Annotated in this window: 22 protein-coding genes; 12 read left to right on the top strand and 10 right to left on the bottom strand. The window is 66.6% G+C overall.

Annotated features, from left to right (window positions below):
* Positions 1-36: 36 nt before the first annotated feature.
* Positions 37-543 carry an SRPBCC domain-containing protein gene (locus NGB94_RS09500; RefSeq protein ID WP_325790381.1) on the bottom strand — a complete coding sequence of 169 codons (507 nt, stop codon included), beginning with the start codon at positions 541-543 and terminating at the stop codon, positions 37-39.
* 137 nt (positions 544-680) lie between these two features.
* On the opposite strand from NGB94_RS09500, the gene NGB94_RS09495 reads away from it, so the two are divergent.
* Positions 681-1409, top strand: coding sequence for a DUF72 domain-containing protein (locus tag NGB94_RS09495; RefSeq protein WP_325790380.1), 729 nt, complete (start codon positions 681-683; stop codon positions 1407-1409).
* Positions 1410-1518: 109 nt separating this feature from the next.
* On the opposite strand, the gene NGB94_RS09490 is transcribed toward NGB94_RS09495, so the two are convergent.
* Genes NGB94_RS09490 through NGB94_RS09475 form a run of 4 tightly spaced genes read right to left on the bottom strand, consistent with a single transcriptional unit; the run spans position 1519 to position 5625 of the window.
* Entirely contained in the window at positions 1519-2316 is a 798-nt protein-coding gene (locus NGB94_RS09490; protein WP_325790379.1) for an ABC transporter permease, read from the bottom strand.
* A gap of 10 nt (positions 2317-2326) precedes the next feature.
* Entirely contained in the window at positions 2327-3253 is a 927-nt protein-coding gene (locus tag NGB94_RS09485) for an ABC transporter permease (RefSeq protein WP_325790378.1), read from the bottom strand.
* On the bottom strand, positions 3253-4404 hold the full coding sequence (locus NGB94_RS09480) for an ABC transporter ATP-binding protein (RefSeq protein ID WP_325790377.1): 1152 nt from the start codon (positions 4402-4404) through the stop codon (positions 3253-3255). The genes NGB94_RS09485 and NGB94_RS09480 overlap by 1 nt, the downstream gene beginning before the upstream one ends.
* A 3-nt stretch (positions 4405-4407) precedes the next feature.
* On the bottom strand, positions 4408-5625 hold the full coding sequence (locus tag NGB94_RS09475) for a spermidine/putrescine ABC transporter substrate-binding protein (RefSeq protein ID WP_325790376.1): 1218 nt from the start codon (positions 5623-5625) through the stop codon (positions 4408-4410).
* Positions 5626-5872: 247 nt separating this feature from the next.
* Between NGB94_RS09475 and NGB94_RS09470 the strand changes: the two genes are divergently transcribed.
* Genes NGB94_RS09470 through NGB94_RS09460 form a run of 3 tightly spaced genes read left to right on the top strand, consistent with a single transcriptional unit; the run spans position 5873 to position 9131 of the window.
* A complete protein-coding gene (locus tag NGB94_RS09470; RefSeq protein WP_154578621.1) occupies positions 5873-6337 on the top strand; it encodes an Lrp/AsnC family transcriptional regulator in 465 nt (154 codons plus the stop codon).
* The gene (locus NGB94_RS09465; protein WP_325790375.1) at positions 6334-7746 is read left to right on the top strand and encodes an aspartate aminotransferase family protein; all 1413 of its coding nucleotides are present in this window, start codon (positions 6334-6336) and stop codon (positions 7744-7746) included. The genes NGB94_RS09470 and NGB94_RS09465 overlap by 4 nt, the downstream gene beginning before the upstream one ends.
* A complete protein-coding gene (locus tag NGB94_RS09460) occupies positions 7746-9131 on the top strand; it encodes an FAD-dependent oxidoreductase (protein ID WP_325790374.1) in 1386 nt (461 codons plus the stop codon). Before NGB94_RS09465 ends, NGB94_RS09460 begins: the two co-directional genes overlap by 1 nt.
* Here NGB94_RS09460 and NGB94_RS09455 read toward each other — a convergent pair.
* Both NGB94_RS09455 and NGB94_RS09450 read right to left on the bottom strand, forming a co-directional pair.
* Complete coding sequence (locus NGB94_RS09455) at positions 9128-9451, bottom strand: cupin domain-containing protein (RefSeq protein ID WP_325790373.1); 324 nt, start codon at positions 9449-9451, stop codon at positions 9128-9130. The two genes, NGB94_RS09460 and NGB94_RS09455, sit on opposite strands and share 4 nt — an antisense overlap.
* A gap of 65 nt (positions 9452-9516) precedes the next feature.
* A complete protein-coding gene (locus tag NGB94_RS09450) occupies positions 9517-11154 on the bottom strand; it encodes a PucR family transcriptional regulator (protein ID WP_325790372.1) in 1638 nt (545 codons plus the stop codon).
* 145 nt (positions 11155-11299) lie between these two features.
* Between NGB94_RS09450 and NGB94_RS09445 the strand changes: the two genes are divergently transcribed.
* The 7 genes from NGB94_RS09445 (at position 11300) to NGB94_RS09415 (ending at position 20596) form a co-directional block, all read left to right on the top strand.
* Positions 11300-12790, top strand: a complete 1491-nt coding sequence (locus tag NGB94_RS09445) for a CoA-acylating methylmalonate-semialdehyde dehydrogenase (RefSeq protein ID WP_325790496.1) — start codon at positions 11300-11302, stop codon at positions 12788-12790.
* Between the two features lie 20 nt (positions 12791-12810).
* Positions 12811-14181: an aspartate aminotransferase family protein gene (locus tag NGB94_RS09440; protein WP_325790371.1), complete on the top strand. Its 1371-nt coding sequence runs from the start codon at positions 12811-12813 to the stop codon at positions 14179-14181.
* Positions 14182-14465: 284 nt separating this feature from the next.
* Positions 14466-16181 (top strand): amidohydrolase, encoded by a 1716-nt coding sequence (locus NGB94_RS09435; RefSeq protein ID WP_325790370.1) that lies wholly within the window; start codon positions 14466-14468, stop codon positions 16179-16181.
* Complete coding sequence (locus tag NGB94_RS09430; protein WP_418910631.1) at positions 16178-17617, top strand: NAD(P)/FAD-dependent oxidoreductase; 1440 nt, start codon at positions 16178-16180, stop codon at positions 17615-17617. Before NGB94_RS09435 ends, NGB94_RS09430 begins: the two co-directional genes overlap by 4 nt.
* Positions 17614-17982 (top strand): cupin domain-containing protein, encoded by a 369-nt coding sequence (locus NGB94_RS09425; protein ID WP_325790369.1) that lies wholly within the window; start codon positions 17614-17616, stop codon positions 17980-17982. Before NGB94_RS09430 ends, NGB94_RS09425 begins: the two co-directional genes overlap by 4 nt.
* Before the next feature lie 58 nt (positions 17983-18040).
* Entirely contained in the window at positions 18041-19534 is a 1494-nt protein-coding gene (locus NGB94_RS09420; protein WP_325790368.1) for a gamma-aminobutyraldehyde dehydrogenase, read from the top strand.
* A gap of 54 nt (positions 19535-19588) precedes the next feature.
* A complete protein-coding gene (locus NGB94_RS09415) occupies positions 19589-20596 on the top strand; it encodes a nitrilase-related carbon-nitrogen hydrolase (protein ID WP_325790367.1) in 1008 nt (335 codons plus the stop codon).
* Here NGB94_RS09415 and NGB94_RS09410 read toward each other — a convergent pair.
* From NGB94_RS09410 to NGB94_RS09400, 3 genes are all read right to left on the bottom strand, one after another.
* Positions 20593-21555 (bottom strand): L-lactate dehydrogenase, encoded by a 963-nt coding sequence (locus NGB94_RS09410; RefSeq protein ID WP_325790366.1) that lies wholly within the window; start codon positions 21553-21555, stop codon positions 20593-20595. The genes NGB94_RS09415 and NGB94_RS09410 overlap by 4 nt on opposite strands.
* Positions 21556-21650: 95 nt before the next feature.
* Positions 21651-22331 carry a GntR family transcriptional regulator gene (locus NGB94_RS09405; protein ID WP_325790365.1) on the bottom strand — a complete coding sequence of 227 codons (681 nt, stop codon included), beginning with the start codon at positions 22329-22331 and terminating at the stop codon, positions 21651-21653.
* Positions 22315-24129 (bottom strand): gamma-glutamyltransferase family protein, encoded by a 1815-nt coding sequence (locus NGB94_RS09400; protein WP_325790363.1) that lies wholly within the window; start codon positions 24127-24129, stop codon positions 22315-22317. Before NGB94_RS09400 ends, NGB94_RS09405 begins: the two co-directional genes overlap by 17 nt.
* A 118-nt stretch (positions 24130-24247) precedes the next feature.
* Here NGB94_RS09400 and NGB94_RS09395 point away from each other — a divergent pair, with 118 nt between their 5' ends.
* On the top strand, positions 24248-24946 hold the full coding sequence (locus NGB94_RS09395) for a YoaK family protein (RefSeq protein ID WP_325790362.1): 699 nt from the start codon (positions 24248-24250) through the stop codon (positions 24944-24946).
* The last annotated feature ends 161 nt before the right edge of the window (positions 24947-25107 follow it).

Here is a 25107-nt window from a genome sequence, read left to right as displayed (position 1 = left end):
GCTTACCAGTGCAACCGAATGGAACCCGCGGTTATTTCAGGAGCGGCGGGCCAGGTATTCCGCGAGCCGGGAGAACGAGGAGTTCCAGCCGGTCTCGTGGCCGTCCCTGTCGTTTGAATCAGCGAACGGGCCCTGCGCAAAGGACATCTGCGTGCCGCCGTCGTGCGGTTCCAGGTCCACCGTAATCAGCGTAGTGCTGCTGGCCGGCGTTCCGTCCGGCTGTTCCCACCGCTGGGTCATCGACAAGTGGTCCGGCGGATCCAGCCGTTCGAGGGTTCCGCCCCACCACAGTTCGTCACCGGTGATGGTATTGACCATGCAGGCCTGGTACCGGCCGCCTTCACGGCTGTCCATGCTCACCCGGCCCTCCGGAACGATAAAGCCCTCCGGCCCCCACCAGTCCGTGACGTGGGAGAGGTCAGTCCAGGCCTTGTACACGGCATCGGGCTGCGCCCGTAGGCTGCGGACCATCCGCAGGTAGCTCCCCCTCCCGGAACCGGACTGTTCCGGTTCCGGTTGTTCCCGCTGTTCTGGCTCGTCCATGGTGGGTCCTTTCCCCGGGGACGCCGGTTAACAAGAGGCTCCGTTTCAAGTCTGCCGCCCGGCATGCGCCTCTGGGTACGCTGCCCGGCAGTTTTCCGCCTGCGGGGGTACGTTGGTCCGGACAGAAAGGGCAACGGATGGGAACGCTGCGGATTGGCACCTCGGGATGGACCTACAGCGACTGGCGCCATGAGCTCTATCCCCCGGGCGTCCCCGCCTCAAAGTGGCTGGAGTTCTACGCCGGCGAGTTCGACACCGTGGAGTTCAACGGCAGTTTCTACCGCTGGCCGCGCGAGGAGGCCTTTGCCCGCTACCGGGACCGGCTGCCGGAGGGTTTCGAGTTCTCCGTCAAGGCGTCCCGGGGGCTGACGCATGCCCGCAAGCTGCGCGACCCGCAGGTGTGGATTGACCGCATCATCCGCTGCTGGGAGGAGCTGGGATCCCGGGCCGGCGTTCTGCTGCTTCAGCTGCCGCCGGACTTTGAACGCGATGATGCCCGGCTCGATGCCGTACTCGGTGCCCTTCCGGAAACCATCAAGGTGGCCGTCGAATTCCGGCACGGTTCCTGGAACACCCCGGAGGTCTATGCCCTGCTGGCACGGCATAACGCGGCCTACTGCGTGATGAGCGGCGCCCAGCTGCCCTGCGTCCTGGAGGCAACAGCGGACTTCGTCTACGTGCGCCTTCACGGGCCGGACCAGCACACCCTCTACGCCGGGTCCTATCCGGAGCAGGACCTGCAGTGGTGGGCTAGTCGGTTCCGCGAGTGGCAGGCCGGCGGCCGGGACGTCTATGCCTACTTCAATAACGACGGCGGCGGCGCGGCGGTGCATAACGCCCGCCGGCTCAGGGAGCTGCTGACCTGAGGGAGCTGCTGGACTGAGGGAGCTGCTGGCCTGAGGGACGCTGGAAACAAGGGAAGAGGCGCCGCGGTTACCACCACGGCGCCTCTCCAGACTCCCTCGCGCTGTTGCCCTAGCGGGCCGCCAGCATCTTGGCCCGGCGGTGTGCCAGGACCTGGCCGCCAATGACCACCAGCAGGGAAATGATGAACATGGCCGAACCAATCACGTTGGCCTGCGCCGGGATGCCCCGGGTCGCGGCCACGTAAATGAACTTCGGGAACGTGTCCAGGTTGCCTGAGTTGAAGTTCGTGATGATGAAGTCATCAAAGCTCATCGCGAAGGCCAGCAGGGCAGCCGCCACGATGCCGGGCAGCAGCAGCGGGAAGGTGATCCGCCAGAACGCCTGGATCGGCGAGGCGTAGAGATCTCCGGCAGCTTCCTCCAGCTTCGGGTCGAGGCTCGCCACGCGGGCCTTGACCGTCACCACCACAAAGGAGATGCAGAAGATGGAGTGGGCGATGATGACGGTTCCCATGCCCAGCTCAGCCCCGATGTTCAGGAACTGTGCCAGCAGCGAGGCGCCGAGCACCACCTCGGGGGTGGCGAGCGGCAGGAAGATCAGCATGTTGGCCGTTGCGTTGAACTTGAACCGGTAACGGACCAGCCCGACGGCGATTGCCGTGCCCAGCGCCGTCGAAATCAGCGTTGCCGCGAGCCCTACCTGCAGGCTGTTGCCGAGTGCCTCGCAGACGCCGGGGGCACCGCAGGGGTTCTTCCAGTTATCCAGCGTGAACCCGCGCCAGGAAAGGTTGGTGCGTCCGGCGTCGTTGAAGGAGAAGGCGAAAACGTAAACGATCGGAACCAGGAGGAACAGGAATGCCAGTCCCCCGAACACCGGCACGAGCCAGCGGCCTAGTTTTTGTTTCATGTTTGGTTCCTTACATCAGTTCTTTGGTGCCGAAGCGCCGGACGTACAGGATCACCAGGAACAGGATCGCCAGCATCAGCAGGAAGGAGAGCGCAGAGGCTCCCGGGTAGTCGACCACCCGGAAGAACCGGGAGTCGATGACCTGGCCGATCATGGTGGTGTTCTGGTTGTTGCCCAGCAGGGCTGCATTCACGTAGTCGCCGGTGGCGGGGATGAATGTCAGCAGGGTTCCGGCCATGACGCCCGGCAGGGACAGCGGGAAGGTGATCTTGCGGAACGTGGTCCAGCCGTTCGCGTAGAGGTCCCCGCCGGCCTCGATCAGCCGGGTATCCAGGCGTTCCAGGTTGGCGTAGATGGGCAGGGTCATAAACGGCAGGAAGTTGTACGTCAGGCCGCAGATCACGGCGAATGCCGTAGCGGTGAGCCGTCCGTCCTCCGGCAGCAGGGACACCGCCCGCAGTACTGAAACCACCGGCCCTTCATCCGCCAGGATCTGCTTCCAGGCCTGGGTGCGAAGGATGAAGCTGGTGAAGAACGGGGCGATGATGAGTACCAGCAGGATGCCCTTGAGCAGCTTCCGCTCGCGCAGCCGTACAGCCACGAGATAGGCCATCGGGTAGCCGATAATCAGTGCAGCCACCGTGGCGATCAGGGCGAACCCAAACGAACGGAGCACTGCCGGCCAGTAGTTCTGCAGCACCACCACGTAGTTGCCGAATTCAAGCGCCGGAACGAACTGCCCGACGTCGGCGCCTTCCGGCTTGATGTACAGCGAGGTCGCCAGCAGGGAAAGCACCGGCATGGCAAAGAAGAGCAGCAGGAAGATGAATCCGGGAAGGATCAGCAGGTAGCCGATCCGCCCCCGGCGTTTGCTGGCCTCCTCCTCCGCAGCGCTGGTCCCGGTGCCGGTGGCCTTGCCTGCGGTGAGGAGCGCCATTAGAGGCCGTCCTCTCCGGCGCCGGCCTCCCGGTCCTCGCTTCCGCTGAGGCCAAAGGCGTGTTCCGGATCCCAGGCAAGGCGCACCCGGTCCCCGTCGTGAAAGAGTGCTCCGCCGTGGTTCTGCGCGAAGACACCGACGGTGCCGATGCCCTCGGCGTCGACCAGGTATTCGGTGCTGGCGCCGGTGAAGGAGGCATCGAGCACCACCCCGCGGATCGAACCCGGCGCAGCCGCGGCCGTGTCGGCCTCCATCCGCAGCTTCTCCGGGCGGATGCCTACCAGGATCTTGCCCGTATGGTCCGTGGCGCGGTCCTTGAGCAGCGTCAGGGAGTTGCCCGCGACGTCGATCTGCAGGTACTGCCCCGCGTTCCCGGTGACCACGGCCGGCATGAGGTTGGACTTGCCCAGGAAGTTCGCGACAAAAGCGGTTCGCGGAAGTTCGTACAGTTCCTGCGGCGGGCCCATCTGCTCAACCTGGCCGTGGTTCATCACGGCCACGGTGTCGGCCATGGTCATGGCCTCCTCCTGGTCGTGGGTGACGTGGACGAAGGACAGGCCGACTTCCGTCTGGATCTTCTTCAGTTCAACCTGCATCTGCCGGCGGAGCTTCATGTCCAGCGCACCGAGCGGCTCGTCCAGGAGCAGCACGGCGGGCCGGTTGACGACGGCGCGGGCCAGGGCCACGCGCTGCTGCTGGCCGCCGGAGAGCTGCGCCGGACGGCGCGAGCCGAGGTGCGCCAGCTCCACCAGTTCGAGTGCTGCCTTGGCCTGGGCCTCGGCGTCGCGGATCTTGCGGCGCTTGAGCCCAAAGGCAACGTTGTCCAGCACACTCATGTGCGGGAACAGCGCGTAGTTCTGGAATACCGTATTAACCGGACGCTGGTACGGGCTGGTGCCGGTGATGTCCTTGCCGCCGATGGAGATGGTGCCGGCCGTGGGCTGTTCCAGGCCGGCGATCATCCGCAGCGTGGTTGTCTTGCCGCAGCCCGAGGGCCCCAGCAGCGCGAAGAAGGAACCGGACGGAATCACCAGGTCCAGGTTGTCCACGGCGGTGAACTCCGTGAAGCGCTTGGTGACGCCGGAGAGGACAAGGTCTGCGCCCGTGCCAGTGCTTGCGCCGGGCTCCCGGGAAAGTTCGGTGGTGCTCATGTATCAGTTTCCGATCGCGGTCTGGAAGCGGTCGTTGAAGTCCGTCTCTTCTTCGGGGGTCAGCGTGCGGACCACGTGTGCGTTGGCGAGGTACTCATCCGTGGGGAAGATCAGCGGGTTCTCCACCAGCTCCGGATCGATGGCTTCCATGGCCTCGCGGGCGCCTTCAACGGGGCAGATGTAGTTCACGTACGCCGCAACCGTGGCCGCATTCACGGGATCGTAGTAGTAGTCCATGAGCTTCTCGGCGTTGGCCTTGTGGGTGGCACCGATCGGCACCAGGAGGTTGTCCGACCACAGCGTGCCGCCGGCTTCAGGAAGGGCGAACTCCCACTTGTCGCCCTCTTCGAAGTTCAGCTGCGTAATGTCGCCGGACCAGCCGATGACGGCAAGTGCGTCGCCGGAAATCAGGTCTTCCTTGTACGAGTTGCCCTTGACCTGGCGAATCTGTCCGTCGGCGATCTGCTTGGACAGGACGTCCAGGGCGTTCTCGAACTCGTCCTCACCCCAGTCGCCGGTGATGTCCACGCCGTTGTCCATCATGAGCAGGCCCATGGTGTCCAGCATTTCGTCGAGGACCTCGACGCGGCCCTTGAGTTCAGGCTGCCAGAGATCGGAGACGGACTTCAGGCCCTTGGGGAATGCCTCCTTGTTCCAGACGATTCCGCCGAAGCCGGACTGCCAGGTGAGGGAGTGCTTGCGTCCGGGATCGAAGTCCACGTTCTTCAGGCTCGGGAGCAGGTTCTTGGAATTGGGGATATTGGCCAGATCCAGTTCCTGGGTGTAGCCCAGGCGGATCAGGCGCCCGGCCATCCAGTCGGTGAGGGTCACAATGTCCTGGCCAATGTCCTGGCCGGCCGAGAGCTGGCCCTGGACCTTACCGAAGTAGGAGTCGTTTCCGTCCACGTCTTCGGAGTAGTTGGCCTTGATACCGGTGGCCGCGCTGAAGGCGTCGAGCGAGGGATAGGTCCGGGTTGAGTCGTCGTAGTCCAGGTACAGGGTCCAGTTGGCCCAATTCACGGTCTTTTCAGAATCGGACACGTCCGTTGCCGGACTCGGCTTCGAAGAGGCCCCGCCGCCGCCGGTTCCTCCGCCGGTGCCGCAGGCAGCAAGCATGCCGGCAAGCGAGAGCCCGCCGGCCCCCATGAGCAGCTTCCGCCGGGACATCTGGGCGTTGACGATACTCCGTAGCATCGGATCGTTCACGGGGCGCTTCGACATGTGGGGCTCCTTGCTGGCACTACTGCACTGCGGACGGGTGTTGATGATTGATAGTGCCAGACCGAAATCCGTCGCGACAAGGTTTTCGTTGTAAAAGTTTTGTTACACAACGGTTTCCAAAAAATATGGCAAAGGTCAGCACGCTTTCCGTTCTGAAAAGCCTTGATTTCGCACGAAATAAAAGATTGAATGGCTAACACTCACGCAGTCTGAGCTCTCGAATCCGCACCTGGAGGTGGCTAAAACCATGGAATCCGCTTCTGGGAATCATTCCGTCGACGACATCTCCAAGGCGATCATTGAGCAGCTTCAGGAGGACGGACGCCGTTCCTACGCCGCGATCGGAAAGGCCGTTGGCCTGTCCGAGGCGGCCGTGCGGCAACGGGTCCAGAAACTGACAGACAGCGGCGTCATGCAGATCGTTGCGGTGACCGATCCCCTGCAGCTGGGCTTTCCCCGGCAGGCGATGCTGGGCATCCGCGTGAACGATGACGTCCTGGCAGTAGCCGACCGGATCTCAGCCATTGATCAGGTGGACTACTGCGTTGTCACGGCCGGCTCGTTCGATCTGCTGGCCGAAGTGGTGTGTGAAAACGACCAGGACCTCATGCTCCTGGTGAACCGGTTCCGCAGCATTCCCGGCGTTTCAACCACCGAAACCTTTATGTACCTATCCCTGCGCAAGCAGGCCTACAACTGGGGCACCAGATGACCGAAACCACTGTCCAGCCTTCAACTTCTTCGTCAACAACGCCGCGCGGAACGGACCGCCAGGAGGCAGCCCGCAGGAACCTGTGGATGCACATGGCCCGCCACTCGGGAATTGCCGCCGGTGGAAATGTACCGATTATTACGCGCGGCAAAGGCCACCACATTTATGACGACCGCGGCCATGAGCTCATTGACGGCCTGGCCGGTCTCTTCACCGTGCAGGTTGGCCACGGCCGCGAAGAACTGGCCGAGGCAGCCGCCCGCCAGGCCCGCGAACTGAGCTTTATGCCGCTGTGGTCCTACGCCCATCCCCCGGCCATCGACCTGGCCGAGCGCCTCGCCGCGGAGGCCCCCGGCGACCTGAACCGCGTCTTCTTCACCAGCGGCGGCGGCGACTCCGTCGAGTCCGCCTGGAAGCTGGCGAAGCAGTACTTCAAGCTCACCGGCCGGCCCACCAAGCACAAGGTCATCTCACGCGCCGTGGCTTATCACGGCACCCCGCAGGGCGCCCTGTCCATCACGGGTATCCCGGACATGAAGTCCGCCTTCGAGCCCCTTGTCCCGGGCGCTTTCCGCGTGCCGAACACCAACCAGTACCGGGCACCGGAAGGTCTCGAAGATCCCGAGGCCTTCGGCCGCTGGGCCGCCGACCGCATCGGCGAAGCCATTGAATTCGAAGGCCCGGATACCGTCGCCGCCGTGTTCCTCGAGCCGGTGCAGAACTCCGGCGGCTGCTTCCCGCCGCCCCCCGGATACTTCAAGCGCGTGCGCGAGATCTGCGACCAGTACGACGTCCTGCTGGTCTCGGATGAGACGATCTGTGCCTTCGGCCGCGTCGGTTCGATGTTCGCTTCGATCGACTTCGACTACGTGCCGGACATCATCACCTGTGCCAAGGGCATCACCAGCGGCTACGCGCCGCTGGGCGCGATGATCGCCTCGGATCGGCTGTTCGAACCGTTCGCCAAGGGCGACACCACGTTCTACCACGGCTACACCTTCGGCGGGCACCCGGTCTCCGCCGCCGTCGCCATGGCGAACCTGGACATCTTCGAGGCCGAAGACCTCAACAACCGCGTGAAGACCAACGCCCCGGCTTTCCGGGCGACGCTGGAGAAGCTGAAGGACCTGCCGATCGTGGGCGACGTCCGCGGCGAGGGCTACTTCTACGGCATCGAACTGGTCAAGGACAAGGCAACCAAGGAGACCTTCTCCGCAGACGAGTCCGAGCGCCTGCTGCGCGGGTACATTTCCACCGCACTGTACGACGCTGGCCTCTACTGCCGCGCGGACGACCGCGGAGACCCCGTCATCCAGCTCGCGCCGCCGCTGACCATCGGCCAGCCCGAGTTCGACCAGATCGAATCAATCCTGCGCTCCGTCCTCACGGAAGGACTGAACCACCTCTGATGAGCATTTCCACAGCCCCGGTAAACGGAAACGTTTCCTTCTGGTACGCGGACACCGGCCTTCCGGATCCGCGTCCCGGACTGGACGGGAACCGCGAGGCGGACGTCGCCGTCGTCGGTGCCGGTTACACGGGGCTGTGGACCGCTTATTACCTGAAGAAGGCCCGCCCGGAGCTGTCCGTGGTGGTGCTCGAATCCCGTTTCGCGGGGTTCGGGGCCTCCGGACGCAACGGCGGCTGGCTGACCAACTCGATCACGGGCGGGCGCAGCCAGTACGTGAAGTCGCACGGCCGCGCCGTCGTCGGGCGGTTCCAGGAACTGCTCAACGAAACCGTTGATGAAGTGATTGCCGCTGCCGCTGCCGAAGGCATAGATGCTGCGGTGGCCAAGGGCGGGGAACTGAACGTTGCCCGCAACGAAGCGCAGCTGGGACGGCTTCGTGCCTGGGCGGAGGAGGAAGCAGCCTGGCCTGAGGCCGGAACCCGCCTGCTCGACGCCGCCGAAACCGCCGAGCGGATCCACGTTGCCGGTGCGCTGGCCAGCATCCACCACCCGCACTGCGCCCGCATCCATCCGGCCCGCCTGGTGCGCGGACTGGCTGCCGCCGTCGAGGGCCTTGGTGCTCCCATTTATGAGGGGACCACGGTGACGGATATCCAGCCCGGACGTGCCGTGACCGACCGCGGAACAGTCAGCGCGAAGTACGTCCTGCGCGCCACCGAGGGCTTCACCGCGAACCTGCGCGGACACCACCGCGAATGGCTGCCGATGAACTCCTCCATGATCGCCACCGAGCCGCTCCCGGAATCCGTCTGGCAGCAGATCGGCTGGGACTCAATGGACACCGTTGCGGACATGGCCCACGCCTACATGTACGCCCAGCGCACCGCTGACGGCCGCATCGCTCTGGGCGGACGCGGCGTGCCCTACCGCTTCGGTTCCCGCACCGATACCGACGGCGCCACCCAGCCGGAAACGATCGCCAGCCTTACCGCGCTGCTGCAGGACATGTTCCCGGCAGCGGCCGATGCGCGGATCGAGCATGCCTGGGCCGGAGTCCTGGGGGTTCCGCGGGACTGGAAAGCCACCGTGGGCCTGGATCCGAAGACCGGGCTGGGCTGGGCCGGCGGATATGTGGGCACCGGCGTGGCTGCCACGAACCTTGCCGCACGCACTCTGCGGGACCTGATCCTGGATCCCGGCAGCGAACTCACGCGCATGCCCTGGGTAAACCGGAAGGTCCGCCGGTGGGAACCTGAACCGCTGCGCTGGATCGCGGTGAAGGCCATGTACGCCGCGTACTACGCTGCCGACCGCGCCGAACGCAATGGCCGGAGCACGACGTCGCCCATCGCCAAGATGGCTGACCGGGTCTCCGGGCGTTAGGAGCGGCGACCGCGGGTGTCCTTGAGTTCAATCTCCACGAACGCGAACTCGGTGTCCGTCTTGTTGATGACGTTGTGCTCGCTGCCTGCCTTGCGGGCGTAGGACTCCCCCACCACCAGGTCCAGGGTTGCCGGACCGTCCGCGGTTTCGTAGCTCATATGGCCGGCCGCAGTGGGAACCACCACGTAATCCATCTCATGGACATGCCAGCCGGTCTGCGTGCCGGGAGGGAAACACCACTGGGTGACCCGCACGCGGTCGTTGTCGATCTGCACGGTGGCTGCTGCCTGCCCGTAGTCCAAAGAGGCTGATGAGGTCATGCGTCGAACCTACCCCGGCCGGAACCCTGCCCCGGATCACGCGCGCGTTTGTTACCGGGCCGCCCTCAGCCCGCTGGCGACAGGGACTGCAGCTGGCGCAGCAGCACAGCCACGTGCAGTGAAGTGCGGGACTCCGGGTCATCCAGCGAGACCCCCAGCCGGGACTCGAGCTTCTGCAGCCGGGCGTACAGCGTGGGACGGCTGAGGTAGCCGCTGCGGGCCAGCGCCGTCTTGTTTCCGCCGCACTCCAGGAAGCGCTGCAGCAGGGCGAGGTCGTCCGCCGCTTCAATCCCGCGCAGTTCCGCCTCCGCAAAGGAAACCGCCCTCGGATCCTCCCGGAGCAGCGCCAGCAGCCCCCGAAGCCGGACGTCGGTGGACCGGAAATACCGGTTGGCACCGGCAGCGAGCGTCCCGGCTGTCTGCGCAACGTGGGCTGCCTCATCCAGGCCGGCAGCGGCGTCGGACAGGCGGGTGCGGGCGCGTCCCACGCCGGCGGTCCAGCGCAGCTCGCCCGCTGCCGCCGAGGTCCGGGCGGCAAGATCCCCGCAGATGCGCTCCAGCAGGCTGTCCTCAAGCATCCTGGCCGGCAGCGCCAGCAGCACAGCCACCTGGCCGGTCTGCAGTGCGGCGGCGAGTGCGCTGTTCCGGGTCGCAGCCAGCACGGCGTCGAGCATTTCCAGCAGGGCGCGCTCCCTGCGCTGCATGGACATTGGATCCTTGCCGGAGCCGGGATCCAGGTGCAGGACGAGCGGCAGGTATGCCGGGGACGGCTTCAGCCCCAGCGCCGAGGCGCGGGTGAGTGCCTCGTCCTCCTCCTGCGGCCGGGAACCGCGCAGTTCATGGATCAGCCCGGCCTGGGCCTGCTGGGCCAAACCGGCCTGGTCACGTTCGGCGAGGCGGTTGATGGACAGCGCCTGGCCGGCGCGTTCTAGGACCATGGCCGCTTCCGCCGCTGCAGCGGGGACCTGCGGCGCCCCGGGAAGCACCAGCCGGCCCCACTGTGCGCTGCCCAGGCCCACCGGGGTCTGCAGCCAGCGCTCGTCACCGGCGACCTTTGTTTCCCGGTATCCGTGAACCGCCCGCGAGCGCCGCTGCCAGTCACGGAGCAGTTCCTGAGCGGGCAGGCCGACGGCGGCAAACGCCACCACCAGGTGCGAGCTGTCCTCCAGGACCACCGGAGCGTTGAGCAGCGCGGCGGTGCGGTCCACAATCTCCTGCACGCCGGCGCTTTGCACGCTGAGCATGGTGAAGACTTCATGGACCTGCCGGGCCTTTTCAACCTGCTCGAGCTGGCCGGCCACAATCCTGCGGTGCACCACCTCAGTGACTTCCACGAAACGGACCGTGCGGTGCAGCCGGATGACGGGAAGGGCAGGACCGCCGCCGGGAACCGCCCGGCGTGCGCCGGCGGCCAGCGCTGCGGCAGCCTCCGGGCGGTCCCCCGGAATCTCGACGACGACGCCGGCCACCCCCGCGGCCTGCAGCCCCGCCAGGTATTCGGCTGCCTGGTCTGCCGAGTCCCCGAAGGCAAGGCCCGTGGTCAGCACCAGTTCCCCGCCCTCGAGCAGGTCCGCGAGGCTGCGCAGTTCAGCAACGTGCACCCAGCGCACCGGCACGCCCAGCGAATCATGTCCGGTGAGGATTTCGGGGTCCCCGGCCCGGACGACGTCGAGGTCCAGGACGGTGCTCAGCTGCAGGCTCATGCTGGGAGTCTAGGCAAACCGGCTCCACCGCGGCCGACAGATCGTAAAGATTCCGGATTATTTCCTGACACCTTGGCAATGTTCGGAAGCCGCTCGCTGGTCTTGAATGGTGTCCAGCCCCACCATCTACGCCAAGGAGCAGAACGTGCAGACCACGCAGCACTGGATCAACGGCGCCTTCACGGCACCGGCAGACACCCGCCTCGCCAACGTGACCAACCCGGCCACCGGCAAGACCACCTCCCAGGTTGCCCTGGCCAGTGAGGAAACCGTCAACGAAGCCGTTGCAGCCGCGGCCGCGGCCTTCCCGGCCTGGCGCGACACCTCCCTGGCCCGCCGGGTGCAGATCCTGTTCAACTTCCGCGAACTGCTCAACGCCCGCAAGCCCGAACTCGCAGCAATCATCACCGCCGAGCACGGCAAGGTCCTCGACGACGCACTGGGCGAAATCAGCCGCGGCCAGGAAGTCGTCGAATTCGCCTGCGGCATCCCGCACCTGCTCAAGGGCGGCTTCACGGAGAACGCCTCCACCAAGGTGGACGTGCACTCCATCCGCCAGCCGGTTGGACCCGCAGCCATCATCAGCCCGTTCAACTTCCCGGCCATGGTTCCCATGTGGTTCTTCCCGGTCGCGATTGCCACCGGCAACACCGTGGTGGTCAAGCCCAGCGAGAAGGACCCGACGGCGGTCAACTGGATCGCCGAGCTCTGGAAGGAAGCCGGCCTGCCGGACGGCGTCTTCAATGTGGTCCACGGCGACAAGGTTGCGGTGGACACCCTGCTGCACCACCCGGACATCAAGTCCGTGTCCTTCGTTGGATCCACCCCGATCGCGCAGTACGTCTACCGCGAAGGCACCGCCAGCGGAAAGCGCGTCCAGGCCCTGGGCGGCGCCAAGAACCACATGATCGTCCTGCCCGACGCCGATCTGGACCTGGCTGCCGACGCCGCGGTCAACGCCGGCTTCGGTTCCGCCGGCGAGCGCTGCATGGCCATCTCAGCCCTGGTCGCCGTCGGACCCGTCGGTGACGAGCTCGTTGCCAAGATCGCCGAGCGCACCCGCACCCTGCGCATTGGCGACGGCCTGCGCGGCACCGACATGGGCCCGTTGGTCACCTCCGCCCACCGCGACAAGGTGGCAAGCTACATCGACGCCGGCGAAGCCGCCGGAGCGACCGTCGTCCTGGACGGACGCAAGGTGGAAGCGGACGCCGACGGCGAGGGCTTCTTCCTCGGCCCGACCCTGTTCGACCACGTCACCCCGGACATGTCCATCTACACCGACGAAATCTTCGGCCCCGTGCTCTCCGTGGTCCGCGCCGAAAGCTACGACGAAGCGCTTGCCCTGATCAACGCCAACCAGTACGGCAACGGCACCGCGATCTTCACCAACGACGGCGGTGCCGCCCGACGCTTCCAGAACGAAGTCCAGGTGGGCATGGTCGGCATCAACGTTCCGATTCCCGTTCCCATGGCGTACTACTCCTTCGGCGGCTGGAAGAACTCGCTCTTCGGCGATTCCCATGCCCACGGCACCGAGGGCGTGCACTTCTTCACCCGCGGCAAGGTTGTCACCACCCGCTGGCTCGACCCGAGCCACGGCGGCCTGAACCTCGGCTTCCCGCAGAACGCCTAAGTCCCAGGAAGGATCCGATCATGAGCACAACCGCCGAACCGGCAGTCACCGAAGAGGAACTGGCCGCAGGACGCCGCGCCTGGGAACTGGACCGCAAGCACGTGTTCCATTCCTGGTCCGCACAGAAGCAGATCAACCCGATGACCATCACCCGTGCCGAAGGGTCCTGGGTCTGGGACGGGGAAGGCCGGAAGCTGCTGGACTTCTCCTCCCAGCTGGTCAACACCAACATTGGCCACCAGCACCCCAAGGTGGTGGCGGCGATCCAGGAGCAGGCCGGCAAGCTGTGCACCGTTGCCCCGCAGTACGTCAACGATGCCCGGTCCGAAGCGGCACGGCTGATCTCCGAGCTGACCCCGGGGAACCTGGACACAGTGTTCTTCACGAACGGCGGCGCCGACGCGATTGAGCACGCCATCCGGATGGCACGCCTGCACACCGGCCGCTATAAGGTGCTCTCCGCCTACCGCTCCTATCACGGCGGCACGGCACTGGCAGTAAACGTCACGGGTGACCCGCGCCGGATCCCCAACGACTACGGCACCTCCGGAACCGTGCACTTCCACATTCCGTTCCTGTACCGCAGCCAGTTCCACGCCGCCACACAGGAAGAGGAAGTCCAGCGTGCGCTGGAACACCTGGAACAGCTCATCCTGCTCGAGGGCCCGGGAGCCTTCGCAGCCCTGGTGCTTGAGTCCATCCCGGGAACCGCCGGCATCATGATTCCCCCGCCCGGCTACCTTGCCGGTGTCAGGGAACTGACCCGCAAGTACGGAATCATGTTCATTGCCGACGAGGTCATGGCCGGCTTTGGCCGGTCCGGCAAGTGGTTCGCCGTAGAGCATGCGGACGGCGTGGAGCCCGACCTGCTCACCTTCGCCAAGGGCGTGAACTCCGGCTACGTGCCGCTGGGCGGCGTGGCCATCTCGGATGAGATCGCGGCCACGTTCGCCAATTCGCCCTACCCCGGCGGGCTGACCTACTCCGGACACCCGCTGGCCTGTGCCGCTGCCGTGGCCACGATCAACGCCATGCGCGAGGAAGGCATGGTTGAAAACGCAGCCCGGCTCGGCGAGACCGTCTTTGGACCGGGCCTGGCAGAACTGGCGCAGAAGCACCCCAGCGTGGGCGAAGTCCGCGGAACGGGTGCCTTCTGGGCCATCGAGTTCGTCAAGAACCGCGAAACCCGCGAACCGCTGGCACCGTACGGCGGCTCCAGCCCGGCGATGAATGAACTGATCGCCGCGAGCAAGGAACGCGGGCTCCTCCCGTTCGCGAACTTCAACCGCATCCATGTGGTGCCGCCGCTGAACATCACCGAGGAAGACGCCCGCACCGGGCTTGGCATCCTCGACGAAGTCATGGCGATCGCTGACGGCTACACCGAGTAGCACCCAGCCCCGCGGCACGCGTCCGGCAGCGGGATCCCTGCGGATCCCGCTGCCGGTTTTGCGCAGGGAATGCGGCCAATACTGACCGGATGCGAATCCGTGGAACCGCGGTGTTTCGCGCCCGTAAACAGTTGCACCAACTTCACCCTCACCGTTGACAAGCCTGCGGGGCTCCCGTTTTATAAGAACAGTCGTTACCAGTGAATGGCATTCATTTAAATGCCGGGTCCGGAATAGCGCTGGGCTAGACCGAAAACGACCAAAAGTGGAATTACGAGGTTTTTGTGCCACAGATCGAATGGATTTTCCATTCCGGCGCGGTCTTTGACGGCCGGCGCCTGGTTCCCGGAGCCACTGCCGTGGCCGTGTCCGGCGGCGCCGTCTCAGCCGTGGGGACGGACGCAGAGCTAAGGGCCCTGGCGGGGCCCGCCACCGAGACGGAGGACCTGGCCGGACGGCTGGTCACCCCGGGCTTCACCGATGCCCACATCCACGCCGCCTACGCCGGCGTGGAACGCCTGGGCTGCGACCTGGCCGAGCTCAGCGGCGCCGAAGCCTGCCTGGCGCGGATCGCCGAGCACGCCCGCCGGCCGGCCGCGGCGGACAACCCGGAAGGCTGGGTTACCGGCGGCGGCTGGTACAAAGGCGACTTTCCCGGCGGTTACCCGGACCGGCACATCCTCGACGCCGTCGCTCCCCACCGTCCCGTCTACCTGATCAACCGCGACCACCACAGTGCCTGGGTGAACACCCGCGCCCTGGAACTGGCGGGCATCGATGCCTCGACCCCTGATCCTGCCGATGGGCGCATCGAGCGCGGTCCGGACGGATTCCCGTCCGGAACCCTGCATGAGGGGGCCATGGACCTGGTGGCCCGTGTACTGCCTCCGGTCACCGGCCAGCTGCTCGCTGACGGCATCCTCCACGCCCAGGACCACCTCTTCTCCATGGGCGTCACCGGCTGGCAGGAAGCGATCCTGGGCAGTTACGGCGGCTACCCTGACGCGTCGGCGGCATACCGTTCCCTTGCCGGGGCCGGAACCCTCAAAGGCCGGGCCACCGGTGCGCTCTGGGTCCCCCGGGACACCACCGTGGACTCCGTTCCGGCACTCGTTCAGGAGTTCAGGGAACGCCGTGCAGCCAACGCCGCCGCCGGTTTTCCCACCACGAGCGCCAAAATCATGGTGGACGGGGTTCCGGAGAACTACACCGCCGCCATGCTGGATCCCTACCTGCGTCCCTGTGCCTGTGCGGGTGATGCCCCGGCGGATGAGCGCGGCCTGCTCTACCTCTCCCCCGAAGTCCTCACGGCTGTCTCCATTGCCCTGGACGCCGCCGGTTTCGACCTGCACCTGCACGTGATCGGAGACCGGGCAGTCCGTACCGGGCTCGACGCCGTTGCCGCCGCACGGGCCGCCAACCCGGGCTCGGCGGGCCGGCACCACATGGCCCACCTGCAGATCATCCATCCCGGCGACATCGGCCGGTTTGCCGACCTGGACGTCACGGTGAATGCCCAGGCACTGTGGGCCTGCAACGACGACCAGATGCGCGAGCTCACCGTTCCGCTGCTCGGTGACGAACGTGCCGGCTGGCAGTACCCGTTCGCTGGGCTGGAGGCGGCGGGTGCCCGGCTGGCCATGGGATCCGACTGGCCCGTCTCCAGCCCGGATCCCTGGCAGGCGATCCATGTGGCCGTCAACCGGTCCCATCCTGACTATCCGGATGCCCCGCCGCTGCTCCCCGCCCAGGCGCTGACCCTGAACAGCGCCCTGGCCGCCTATACCTCCGGATCCGCCTGGCTGAACCGTGCCGCCGGCGGGACCCTTGTGCCGGGCGCTCCGGCTGACCTGGCCGTGCACTCGGCCAACCCCTTCGAGCTGGACCCGGCTGAGCTGTCCTCGCTTCAAAGCGAGATTGTCCTGGCCGCCGGAGAACCCGTCTTTATCCGTTCCACCGCCGATACCGGCGCAGCAGTACTTCAAAGGACCGCACCATGATGACCGTTTACGACCTCGCCGAGAACCAGTACGGGAGACCGCGTGCTGCAAAGGCCCTCGCCGGAGCCGCCCGGGAAGCCTACTGGCTGGATGACCCGGACCGGCCCGCCGCGCTGCCGGCCTTTTCCGGTGCCGCTGAGACTGACCTCGCCGTCGTAGGCGGCGGCTATACCGGACTGTGGACCGCACTGATGGCCAAGGAACGGAACCCGGACCGGCGCGTAGTGCTGCTGGAGGGTTCCCGCATTGCCTGGGCAGCGTCGGGCCGCAACGGCGGGTTCTGCGAATCCTCCCTGACCCACGGCGAAGCGAACGGGATCAAGCACCTGCCGGACGAAGCCGAGCACCTGGACCGGCTGGGCCGCGAAAACCTGCGCGAAATCGCCGAGACAGTGGAGCGGTACGGCATCGACTGCGGCTTCGAGCTCACCGGCAGCCTTTCCGTGGCCACCGAGGAGCACCAGGTCCAGTGGCTGGCCGAGGAAGCCGACCCCGCGAACCCGGACCTGGTGTTCCTGGACCGGGAAGCAGTGCGCAAGGAAGTCGACTCCCCGCTGTACCTCGCGGGCCTCTGGGACCGAACCGGCACCGCGCTGGTGAACCCGGCCCGGCTGGCCTGGGGCCTGCAGCGCGCAGCCCTTGAAGCCGGCGTCGAGATTTTCGAGAACACTCCGGTACGGGACCTTGAAAACGCCGGCGGCAAAGTCCGTGTCCTGACAGACGGCGGAACACTCACGGCCGCCCGCGTGGCCCTTGCCACCAACGTCTTTCCTTCGCTGCTCAAGCGCACCCGGCTGTTCACCGTACCGGTCTACGACTATGCACTCATGACCGAGCCGCTGACCCCGAAACAGCTGTCCGAAATTGGCTGGCACAACCGGCAGGGACTCAGCGACCTGAACAACCGGTTCCACTACTACCGGCTGACCACGGACCGCGACGGCGCTGCACGCATCCTCTTCGGGGGCTACGACGCGGTCTACAACTACGGGCGCAGCATGAAGCCGGAGTACGAGCACCGGCAGGCCACCTACGAACGGCTCGCCGCACACTTTGCCGCCACGTTCCCCCAGCTCGCCGACCTGCGCTTCAGCCATGCCTGGGGCGGAGCGATCGACACGTGCAGCCGCTTCTTCGCCTTCTTCAGCACCGCCTACGGGGACAAGGTTGCGTACTCCGCCGGCTACACCGGCCTGGGAGTGGGTGCCACCCGTTTCGGCGCCAACGTCATGCTGGACCTGCTGAGTGGCGAAAAGACTGAACGGACGGAACTGAAGATGGTCAAACGCAAACCGCTCCCCTTCCCACCCGAACCGGTGGCCTGGCTGGGCGTGAAGATCACCACCGCGGCCATGGTCCGGGCCGACCGCCGGCAGGGCCGTCGCGGCCCGTGGCTGAAGGTCATGGACGCAGTAGGGATGGGGTTCGATTCATGAGCACCCTCACCTCGCTGCCCGCCGGCGTTCCCGTGCAGCCCGAAGCCCTGGAACTTGTCCGTGAGCCGGTCCCCGCCGAGGCCATCGCGTCCGGGACCCCGGCCACCGGGCTGCACCCGCTGGGCAGTTTCGGCGGAGTCAGCCTGGGCATCTGGGAAATGACCGAAGGCGGCATGTACGACACCGAAGCAGACGAGGTCTTCCTGGTCCTCTCCGGATCTGCGACGGTCGAGTTCCTTGCCGAGGACGGCACTGCAGAGTCCGCGGCAGAGCTCACCCCGCACACCCTCATGCGCCTCGCCGCCGGAACCCGCACCCGCTGGACGGTCACCGAAACGCTCCGCAAGGTCTACCTCACCTCCTAGCCGGGCACTTCCTGCCCGCCCGCCACCAGCACCGCACACCACTTTCACGGAGTTAGAAATGCACCAGTTTTCCGAAGGACACCTCTTCATCAACGGCAGCTACCGGCAGGGCCGGGGCGAGGAAGCCAAACGGATCAATCCGGCCACAGGCGAAACCGCCGAAACGCTGCGCTACGCAGACGCCGAGGACGTCAACGACGCCGTAGCCGCCGCCAAGGCCGCGTTCCCGGGCTGGTCACGCCGCACCCCGGGTGAGCGGTCTGAGGCAATGCTGGCGCTGGCCGCCGAGCTGGACAAACGCTCCGCCGAACTGGCCGAACTGGAGACCGCCCAGACCGGCAAGTCCATTCGGATGTCCACGGAGTTCGATGTGCCGGGCACCGTTGACAACGTGTCCTTCTTCGCCGGGGCCGCCCGCCAGCTCCACGGCCTGGCCGCGGGCGAATACGGCGCCGGCGGGACCTCCATGATCCGCCGCGAAGCGATCGGCGTGATCGGTTCAATTTCGCCGTGGAACTACCCGCTGCAGATGGCCGGATGGAAGATCCTTCCCGCCATCGCCGCGGGCAACACCATCGTGCTCAAGCCCAGCGAACTCACTCCGGGCACTTCCCTGATCTTCGCCGAGGCTGCCGCTACGGCAGGGATTCCCGACGGCGTCATCAACGTTGTCACCGGATCCGGTCCCGTGGCGGGCGAGGCCCTGGTGACCCACCCCGACGTCGTGATGACCTCCTTCACCGGATCCACCGCCGTCGGGCGCCGGATCATGGCCATGGCGGCGCAGACAGCCAAGCGGGTCCACCTGGAGCTTGGCGGCAAGGCACCGTTCCTGGTATTCGACGACGCCGACCTCGAAGCAGCCGCCCACGGCGCGGTAGCCGGGGCGATCATCAACGGCGGGCAGGACTGCACCGCCGCGACCCGCGCCTACATCCAGGCTCCGCTGTTCGAGGCCTTCACCGCACGGGTCGCCGAACTCATGGACGCCGTCGTCGTGGGCGATCCCACCGACCCGGACACCGACCTGGGCTCGCTGATCAGCCACGCCCACCGGGACAAGGTGGCCGGGTTCGTGAACCGGGCCCGCGAATCCGGTGCCCGGATCCTGGCCGGCGGCGAAGCCCCGGGCGGCGACCTCGCAGCAGGCGCGTACTACCGTCCCACCCTCATCACCGGCGCCGCGCAGGACTCCGAAATTGTGCAGGACGAGATCTTCGGTCCAGTGCTCACTGCCCTGCCGTTCGATACCGACGACGAGGGCATTGCCCTGGCGAACGACACCCCCTACGGACTGGCGGCCTCCGCCTGGACCCGTGACCTGAACCGGTCGCTGCGGGCCAGCGCGGAAATTGCGGCCGGCTGCGTCTGGGTCAACGACCACATTCCGATCGTGTCCGAAATGCCGCACGGAGGCTACAAGGCTTCCGGCTTCGGCAAGGACATGTCCGTGTACTCCTTCGAGGAATACACCAACGTCAAGCACGTGATGATGAGCCGCGACGCTGCCGCCCACAAGGAATGGCAGGACACGGTCTTCAAGGAGCGCTGACCCCACAAGGAAAAAGCAGCGCCGCCTACCGCACCCCTTTCCCGGAGGTTTCCCATGATAGAAATCACCCGTACCGGTGCGCTGCGCTCACCGGCCGCCACCACGGCGTCGAGGTCCAGGCCGTCTGTCCGGGTGGGGGTGGTCCAGCACCGATGGCAGCCGGACCCGGAGGCGCTCCGGGCCGAGCTCAATGACGGGATTGCCCGGGCAGCGGACCAGGGGGCCGAGGCCGTGTTCCTGCCCGAGCTGACCCTGTCCCGCTACCCGGCTGACACCGTGCCGGACGGCGGCCCTGAAGAACCGGCAGAGGACCTGACCGGCGGGCCGACCTTCGCGTTCGCGGCGGAGGCCGCCCGCCGGCACGACGTCTGCGTCCATGCCTCGCTGTTTGAACGGGCAGACGGGCCGGACGGCCTGGGCCTGAACACGGCAATCCTGGTCTCCCCCGAGGGCCAGCTGCTGGGCCGGACCCGGAAGCTGCACATCCCGGTGTCGGAGGGTTATCACGAAGACCGGTACTTCCGGCCCGGTCCGGTGGCCGGGGACGCGTACCCGGTGCATACGGTGGCGGAGCTCGACGGCGCCCGGCTTGGCCTGCCCACCTGCTGGGACCAGTGGTTCCCGGAGCTCGCCCGGCTCTACGCACTGGCCGGAGCCGAGGTGCTGGTCTATCCCACAGCCATTGGCTCGGAACCGGACTTCCCGGATTTCGACACCCAGCCGCTGTGGCAAAAAGTGATTGTGGGAAACGCGATCGCCAACGGGCTGTTCATGGTGGTGCCGAACCGCTGGGGCAACGAGGGAAACCTCAGCTTCTACGGCTCCTCTTTCATCTGCGACCCGTACGGGCGCATCCTGGTGCAGGCCCCTCGGGATGAGTCAGCAGTGCTGGTGGCGGACCTTGAACTCGACCAGCGTTCCCATTGGCTGGAGCTCTTTCCCTTCCTGGAGTCCCGCCGGCCGGACACCTACGGCGCGCTGGCGGAAGAGCCGGTGCCGCCGTCCGGCCCGGGTTCCGCACGCCCAGAACTGCAGATGGCGCGCGACGGAGCCGGTTCCTAGATACCCAGGGATGCCAGGTTCTGTTTCAGGGTCTCCGCGGAGTCCTGCAGCAGCTGCTCTTCGCGCTCGTCCAAGGGCATCTCCAGCATCTTGTACACGCCGCCGGAGCCCACGATAGAGGGCAGGGACAGCGCGACGCCGGAGAGGCCGTGAACCCCGCGCAGCAGGGCCGAGACCGGCAGGACGGCGTTTTCCGCCTGGAAGACGGCTTCCACGATCCTGACTCCGGCCAGGCCGATCGCATAGTTCGTGGCACCCTTGCCCTCGATCACCTTGTACGCCGCGTTGACGACGTCGTCGGTTATGGAGGCAAGGACTTCATCCGTGAAGACCTGGCGGCCGCTGATGGTCCATTCACGGATCGGGACTGGTCCAATGGTGGCGCTGGACCAGACCGGGAACTCGCTGTCCCCGTGCTCGCCGATGATGGTGGCGTGCACGCTGCTCATCAGCACGTGCGCCATCCGCGCCACCAGCAGCCGCAGCCGTGAGGTGTCCAGCACGGTTCCGGAGGAGAAGATCCGGTTCGGCGGCAGCCCGGTGATCTTCTGCGCCGCCACGGTCAGCACATCACACGGGTTGGTGACCAGGATGTAGACCGCCTCGGGCGCCTGTTCCATCAGCGCCGGCATCAGGGTTTCCATGATGCGCACGTTGGCAGCGGCCAGGTCCAGCCTGCTCTGCCCCGGCTTCTGCCTCGCCCCGGCGGTCACGACGATGACGTCGGACCCGGCCATTGCTTCAATGCGGCCTCCGCCCGCCACGGTGTTGGCACCGGTGAACTGGGTGCCGTGGGAGAGGTCCAGCGCTTCTGCTTCGGCACGCGTTCCGTCGATGTCATAGATGACGATTTCCCGGGCTGCCTCGCGGATGAGGGCTGCATAGGCCAGCGCAGTGCCCACGCTTCCCGCCCCGACGACCCCGAGCTTGGTGACTGGTCTGGTGGTGATGTTGGCCATTGCTAAGTGCCCCGCTCACGGTAGGAGGATCCCCCTACAAGGCACTATAGATTCCCCGTTCCGGCGACGGAACGGTTGCCCTGATGCGCCCGGGTTCAGTCCGCAAAACGGCGCAGGAAGGACTGCTTTGAACGCCGGATGTGGGCCCGTATCAGGGCCTCCGCTTCTGCCGCGCTGCCGGCGTCGACCGCCGCCAGGATCGGGTGGTGCTCAGACCAGGAGTCCCGTCCGCGGAACCCTACGTCAGAGGCGTAGAGCCACTCGATCTTGCCGGCCAGCTGGGCCAGCAGCGCCTGCAGGGACGCACTGCCTGCCAGCTCTGCGATGCCTGAGTGGAAGGCAAGATTCAGTTCCGGCAGTGCGTCCAGCCGCCCTTCGGCGGCAGCCGCGTCGCCCGACGCCAGGACCTCCCCCAGCCGGCGGCGTGCGGTCCACCACGCGGGATCCGGTGCGCCGGCGGACGCCTGCCGCGCAGCACGCTCTGCCGCGCGCCGCGCCGTCGCGCCTTCAACCGCTTCCCGGACATCGAACAGGTCCCCGGCTTCCCCGGGTTCCAGGCGGGCGACCCGGGACCCTGCGTAGGGCCGGGATTCGACGAACCCCTCGGCTGCGAGCGCCCTCAGCGCCTCCCGGACCGGAACCCTGGACGAGCCGTAGCGTGCGGCCAGGGCGGCTTCGGTGATCTTGGCTCCCGCCGCCAGTTCGCCGCGGATGATGTCCTGCCGGATCCGTACGCTGATGCTCCGTTCGCCCGGTGTCTCAGCGGCCTGCGGCATAGCCCTGTGCCCCGCGCGGATTGGCGGCGGCCATCAGCACGCCGGTCTGCGGATCCCGCACGACGGCGGAGAGCCGCCCCAGCGCCCAGTCCCCTGCCCGGGTGATGACGTGTCCGCGGTCTGCCAGCGCTTCGATGACCTCGGTGCCCAGCCGGTCTTCAACGACGGCGCCGCCCGGTGTCCAGGTACGGGGCCAGAAGGAGCCCGGCAGGGATGTGGTGTGGAACGCCGGGGCGTCGATGGCCTGCTGCGGGGTGTAGCCGCCGACGATGGTGCGCAGCAGGTAAAGCAGCTGCCACTGGTCCTGCTGGTCCCCGCCGGGTGAGCCGAGGGCCGCCACCGGCTGTCCGTCCTTGAGGACGAGCGTGGGCGTCAGCGTGGTCCGCGGCCGCTTCCCGGCCTGCAGCGTGGACGGCGCTCCGTCTTCCAGCCAGGTCATCTGCAGCCGGGTTCCCAGGCAGAAGCCGAGTTCCGGGATTGCCGGGGAGGACTGCAGCCAGCCGCCGGACGGAGTCACGGAAACCATGTTGCCCCAGCGGTCCACCACATCCACGTGACAGGTATCGCCGCGGGTTTCCCCGGTAGGCGAGACGGTTGGTTCACCCGTTCCGTCTCCGGCCGCATCGGCGTCGCCCGCCAGTGCCGGGGGCACATACTCGGTGCGCAGCGGAGGCTGGAACGGCGTGTGGCCGGGGACGGTCCCGGGCCGGAAATCCAGCGAAGCCAGCGGGGTGATCTGTTCCCGGCGCTGCGCCGCGTACTGTTCACTCAGCAGGTACTCCAGCGGCACGTGGCTGTCCCCGTAGTACGCCTCGCGGTCGGCGATTGCGAGTTTCTGCGCCTCCAGGATCGTGTGGATGCCCAGCTCGGTGGAAGGGTCCAGGTATTCATCGGCGAAACCGTCCAGGATCGCCAGGGTCTGCAGCAGCGCCGGACCCTGGCCCCAGGGCCCGGTCTTGGCGATGGTGTAGCCGCGGAACTCAAACGTGACAGCCGGTTCATAGCCGGCCTCGGAAGCCGCGAAGTCCGCCTCGGTGATCACTCCGGCATGGTCTGTTCCGGAGGAGTGGCGGTGCGGTTTGGCGGCGAAGTCTGCGGCAGCCCGGGCGACGAAGCCCGTGCTCCATTCCCGGCGGGCGGCGTCGATCCGTTCTTCACGGCTGCCGGCACCGTCCCCGGCTTCGGCGAGCCGCCGGAGCACGGCGGCATAGGCCGGGTTGGTGATCATTTCACCTTCGGCCGGCGGGCGGCCTTCCGGCATCCACAGCTGGGCCGAGGTGGGCCAGTGTTCCTGGAACAGCCGGGCAACCTGTCCAACGGTCCGGCCCACCTGGGCCAGTACCGGGTGACCGTCACTGGCATAGCCGGCTGCGTAGGCCAGTACATCTCCCAGTTCCCAGGTGCCGTGGTCGCGCAGCAGCAGCAGCCAGGCGTCGACGGCGGCCGGAACGGCAGCGGCGAGGGCCCCGGACCCGGGGACCAGCTCCAGGCCTTCGGCCAGGAAGTGTTCGCGGGTGGCTGCGGACGGTGCGCTTCCCTGTCCCATCAGGACCACCGGCTCGGCCGGGTTCTCCGCCGTGGCGAAGACTCCGGTGAGGTCACCGCCGGGACCGTTCAGGTGCGGCTCCACAACGTGCAGGACGAATCCTGCCGCTGCGGCGGCGTCGAAGGCGTTTCCGCCCCGTTCAAGTACTGACTGCGCGGCGGCGGTGGCGAGCCAGTGCGTGGAAGCGCTCATCCCGAACGTCCCCTGCAGGGTGGGCCTGGTAGTAAAGGTGCAGGGTTCAGTGAAGGACATGGCTTCGCTTTCGTTATGCGGTCGGAGATGCGACGCGTTGAACCCATATTGAATACAAAAGTCACGTCTCTGTTCGTTTCGTATACATTAGGCGGGATCGCCGAGGAAAGGGAAGCCCATGAAACGCCTCAATGTCGTGCCCACTGACCGGGTGCATCTCTGGTTGATGCTGGCGCTGACCTTTTCCACCGGGGTGATTGACGCCGTTGGCTACCTGGGCCTGGACAACGTCTTCACTGGCAACATGACCGGCAACGTGGTGCTGCTGGGCATGGCCTTCGCAGGGGGCGCAGACCTGCCGGTCCTCCGTCCCGCCCTGGCGCTGGTGTTCTTTATGCTCGGCGCCGCGCTGGCCGGGCGGATGCTGCGCCGCGGACCGGAAGGCTGGTCCTGGCGGGTGTCTGTGGCTGTGATGGTCGTTGCCGGATGGATTACCCTTCTTGCTGTCTTCACCGCTGTGGTGGACGTACAGGCCAATGAAGTCCTGGGCAGCATCACCACCTCTTCAATGGCTACGGCCATGGGAATCCAGGCGGCCACTGCCAAACGGCTGAAGGTCGCTGAGATCACCACTGTCGTCGTCACCTCCACCATCACCGGGCTGGCATCGGATTCGCGGCTGGCCGGCGGAGACAGCAAGTTCTGGGTCCGCCGTGCCCTGGCCATCTCGCTGATCCTGGCCGGAGCCGTGGCCGGGGCCGCTGCCCTCAACGTGGGCCTGTGGCTGGGCCTGGCACTCTCTGCCCTGATCTCAACGGCGGTGGCTGTGTTCGGCTATGTGCGCCACCACCGCGAAAGCCGGGCTGCGCTCCCCTAACCCCCGAGATTGCAGAAACTGCCCGAAAGAGGGGGGCGGATTCTGGGGGTGGTTGCAACACCTTGGGTTGTTAGGTGCTTAGAAGTAGATCACGTAAACGCTCGGCTGGGCTGTCCCAGTCGAGCGTTTTACGTGGGCGTCCGTTGAGCTTCTGGGCCACG

Origin of the sequence: Arthrobacter koreensis (genome assembly GCF_035792275.1) — a bacterium.
Taxonomy (GTDB): Bacteria; Actinomycetota; Actinomycetes; order Actinomycetales; family Micrococcaceae; genus Arthrobacter_B; species Arthrobacter_B koreensis_A.
The sequence above is the reverse complement of the archived record's forward strand: the minus strand, read 5'-3'. Positions and strand labels throughout refer to the sequence as shown.

Coding starts and splice junctions, on each gene's coding strand:
- NGB94_RS09405 (WP_325790365.1), bottom strand. CDS start 22,331: ATGCCGCAGGCCGCTGAGACACCGGGCGAACGGAGCATCAGCGTACGG.
- NGB94_RS09480 (WP_325790377.1), bottom strand. CDS start 4,404: ATGAGCACCACCGAACTTTCCCGGGAGCCCGGCGCAAGCACTGGCACG.
- NGB94_RS09485 (WP_325790378.1), bottom strand. CDS start 3,253: ATGGCGCTCCTCACCGCAGGCAAGGCCACCGGCACCGGGACCAGCGCT.
- NGB94_RS09420 (WP_325790368.1), top strand. CDS start 18,041: ATGCACCAGTTTTCCGAAGGACACCTCTTCATCAACGGCAGCTACCGG.
- NGB94_RS09415 (WP_325790367.1), top strand. CDS start 19,589: ATGATAGAAATCACCCGTACCGGTGCGCTGCGCTCACCGGCCGCCACC.
- NGB94_RS09450 (WP_325790372.1), bottom strand. CDS start 11,154: ATGAGCCTGCAGCTGAGCACCGTCCTGGACCTCGACGTCGTCCGGGCC.
- NGB94_RS09470 (WP_154578621.1), top strand. CDS start 5,873: ATGGAATCCGCTTCTGGGAATCATTCCGTCGACGACATCTCCAAGGCG.
- NGB94_RS09425 (WP_325790369.1), top strand. CDS start 17,614: ATGAGCACCCTCACCTCGCTGCCCGCCGGCGTTCCCGTGCAGCCCGAA.
- NGB94_RS09500 (WP_325790381.1), bottom strand. CDS start 543: ATGGACGAGCCAGAACAGCGGGAACAACCGGAACCGGAACAGTCCGGT.
- NGB94_RS09495 (WP_325790380.1), top strand. CDS start 681: ATGGGAACGCTGCGGATTGGCACCTCGGGATGGACCTACAGCGACTGG.
- NGB94_RS09455 (WP_325790373.1), bottom strand. CDS start 9,451: ATGACCTCATCAGCCTCTTTGGACTACGGGCAGGCAGCAGCCACCGTG.
- NGB94_RS09465 (WP_325790375.1), top strand. CDS start 6,334: ATGACCGAAACCACTGTCCAGCCTTCAACTTCTTCGTCAACAACGCCG.
- NGB94_RS09440 (WP_325790371.1), top strand. CDS start 12,811: ATGAGCACAACCGCCGAACCGGCAGTCACCGAAGAGGAACTGGCCGCA.
- NGB94_RS09490 (WP_325790379.1), bottom strand. CDS start 2,316: ATGAAACAAAAACTAGGCCGCTGGCTCGTGCCGGTGTTCGGGGGACTG.
- NGB94_RS09460 (WP_325790374.1), top strand. CDS start 7,746: ATGAGCATTTCCACAGCCCCGGTAAACGGAAACGTTTCCTTCTGGTAC.
- NGB94_RS09430 (WP_418910631.1), top strand. CDS start 16,178: ATGATGACCGTTTACGACCTCGCCGAGAACCAGTACGGGAGACCGCGT.
- NGB94_RS09395 (WP_325790362.1), top strand. CDS start 24,248: ATGAAACGCCTCAATGTCGTGCCCACTGACCGGGTGCATCTCTGGTTG.
- NGB94_RS09400 (WP_325790363.1), bottom strand. CDS start 24,129: ATGTCCTTCACTGAACCCTGCACCTTTACTACCAGGCCCACCCTGCAG.
- NGB94_RS09410 (WP_325790366.1), bottom strand. CDS start 21,555: ATGGCCAACATCACCACCAGACCAGTCACCAAGCTCGGGGTCGTCGGG.
- NGB94_RS09475 (WP_325790376.1), bottom strand. CDS start 5,625: ATGTCGAAGCGCCCCGTGAACGATCCGATGCTACGGAGTATCGTCAAC.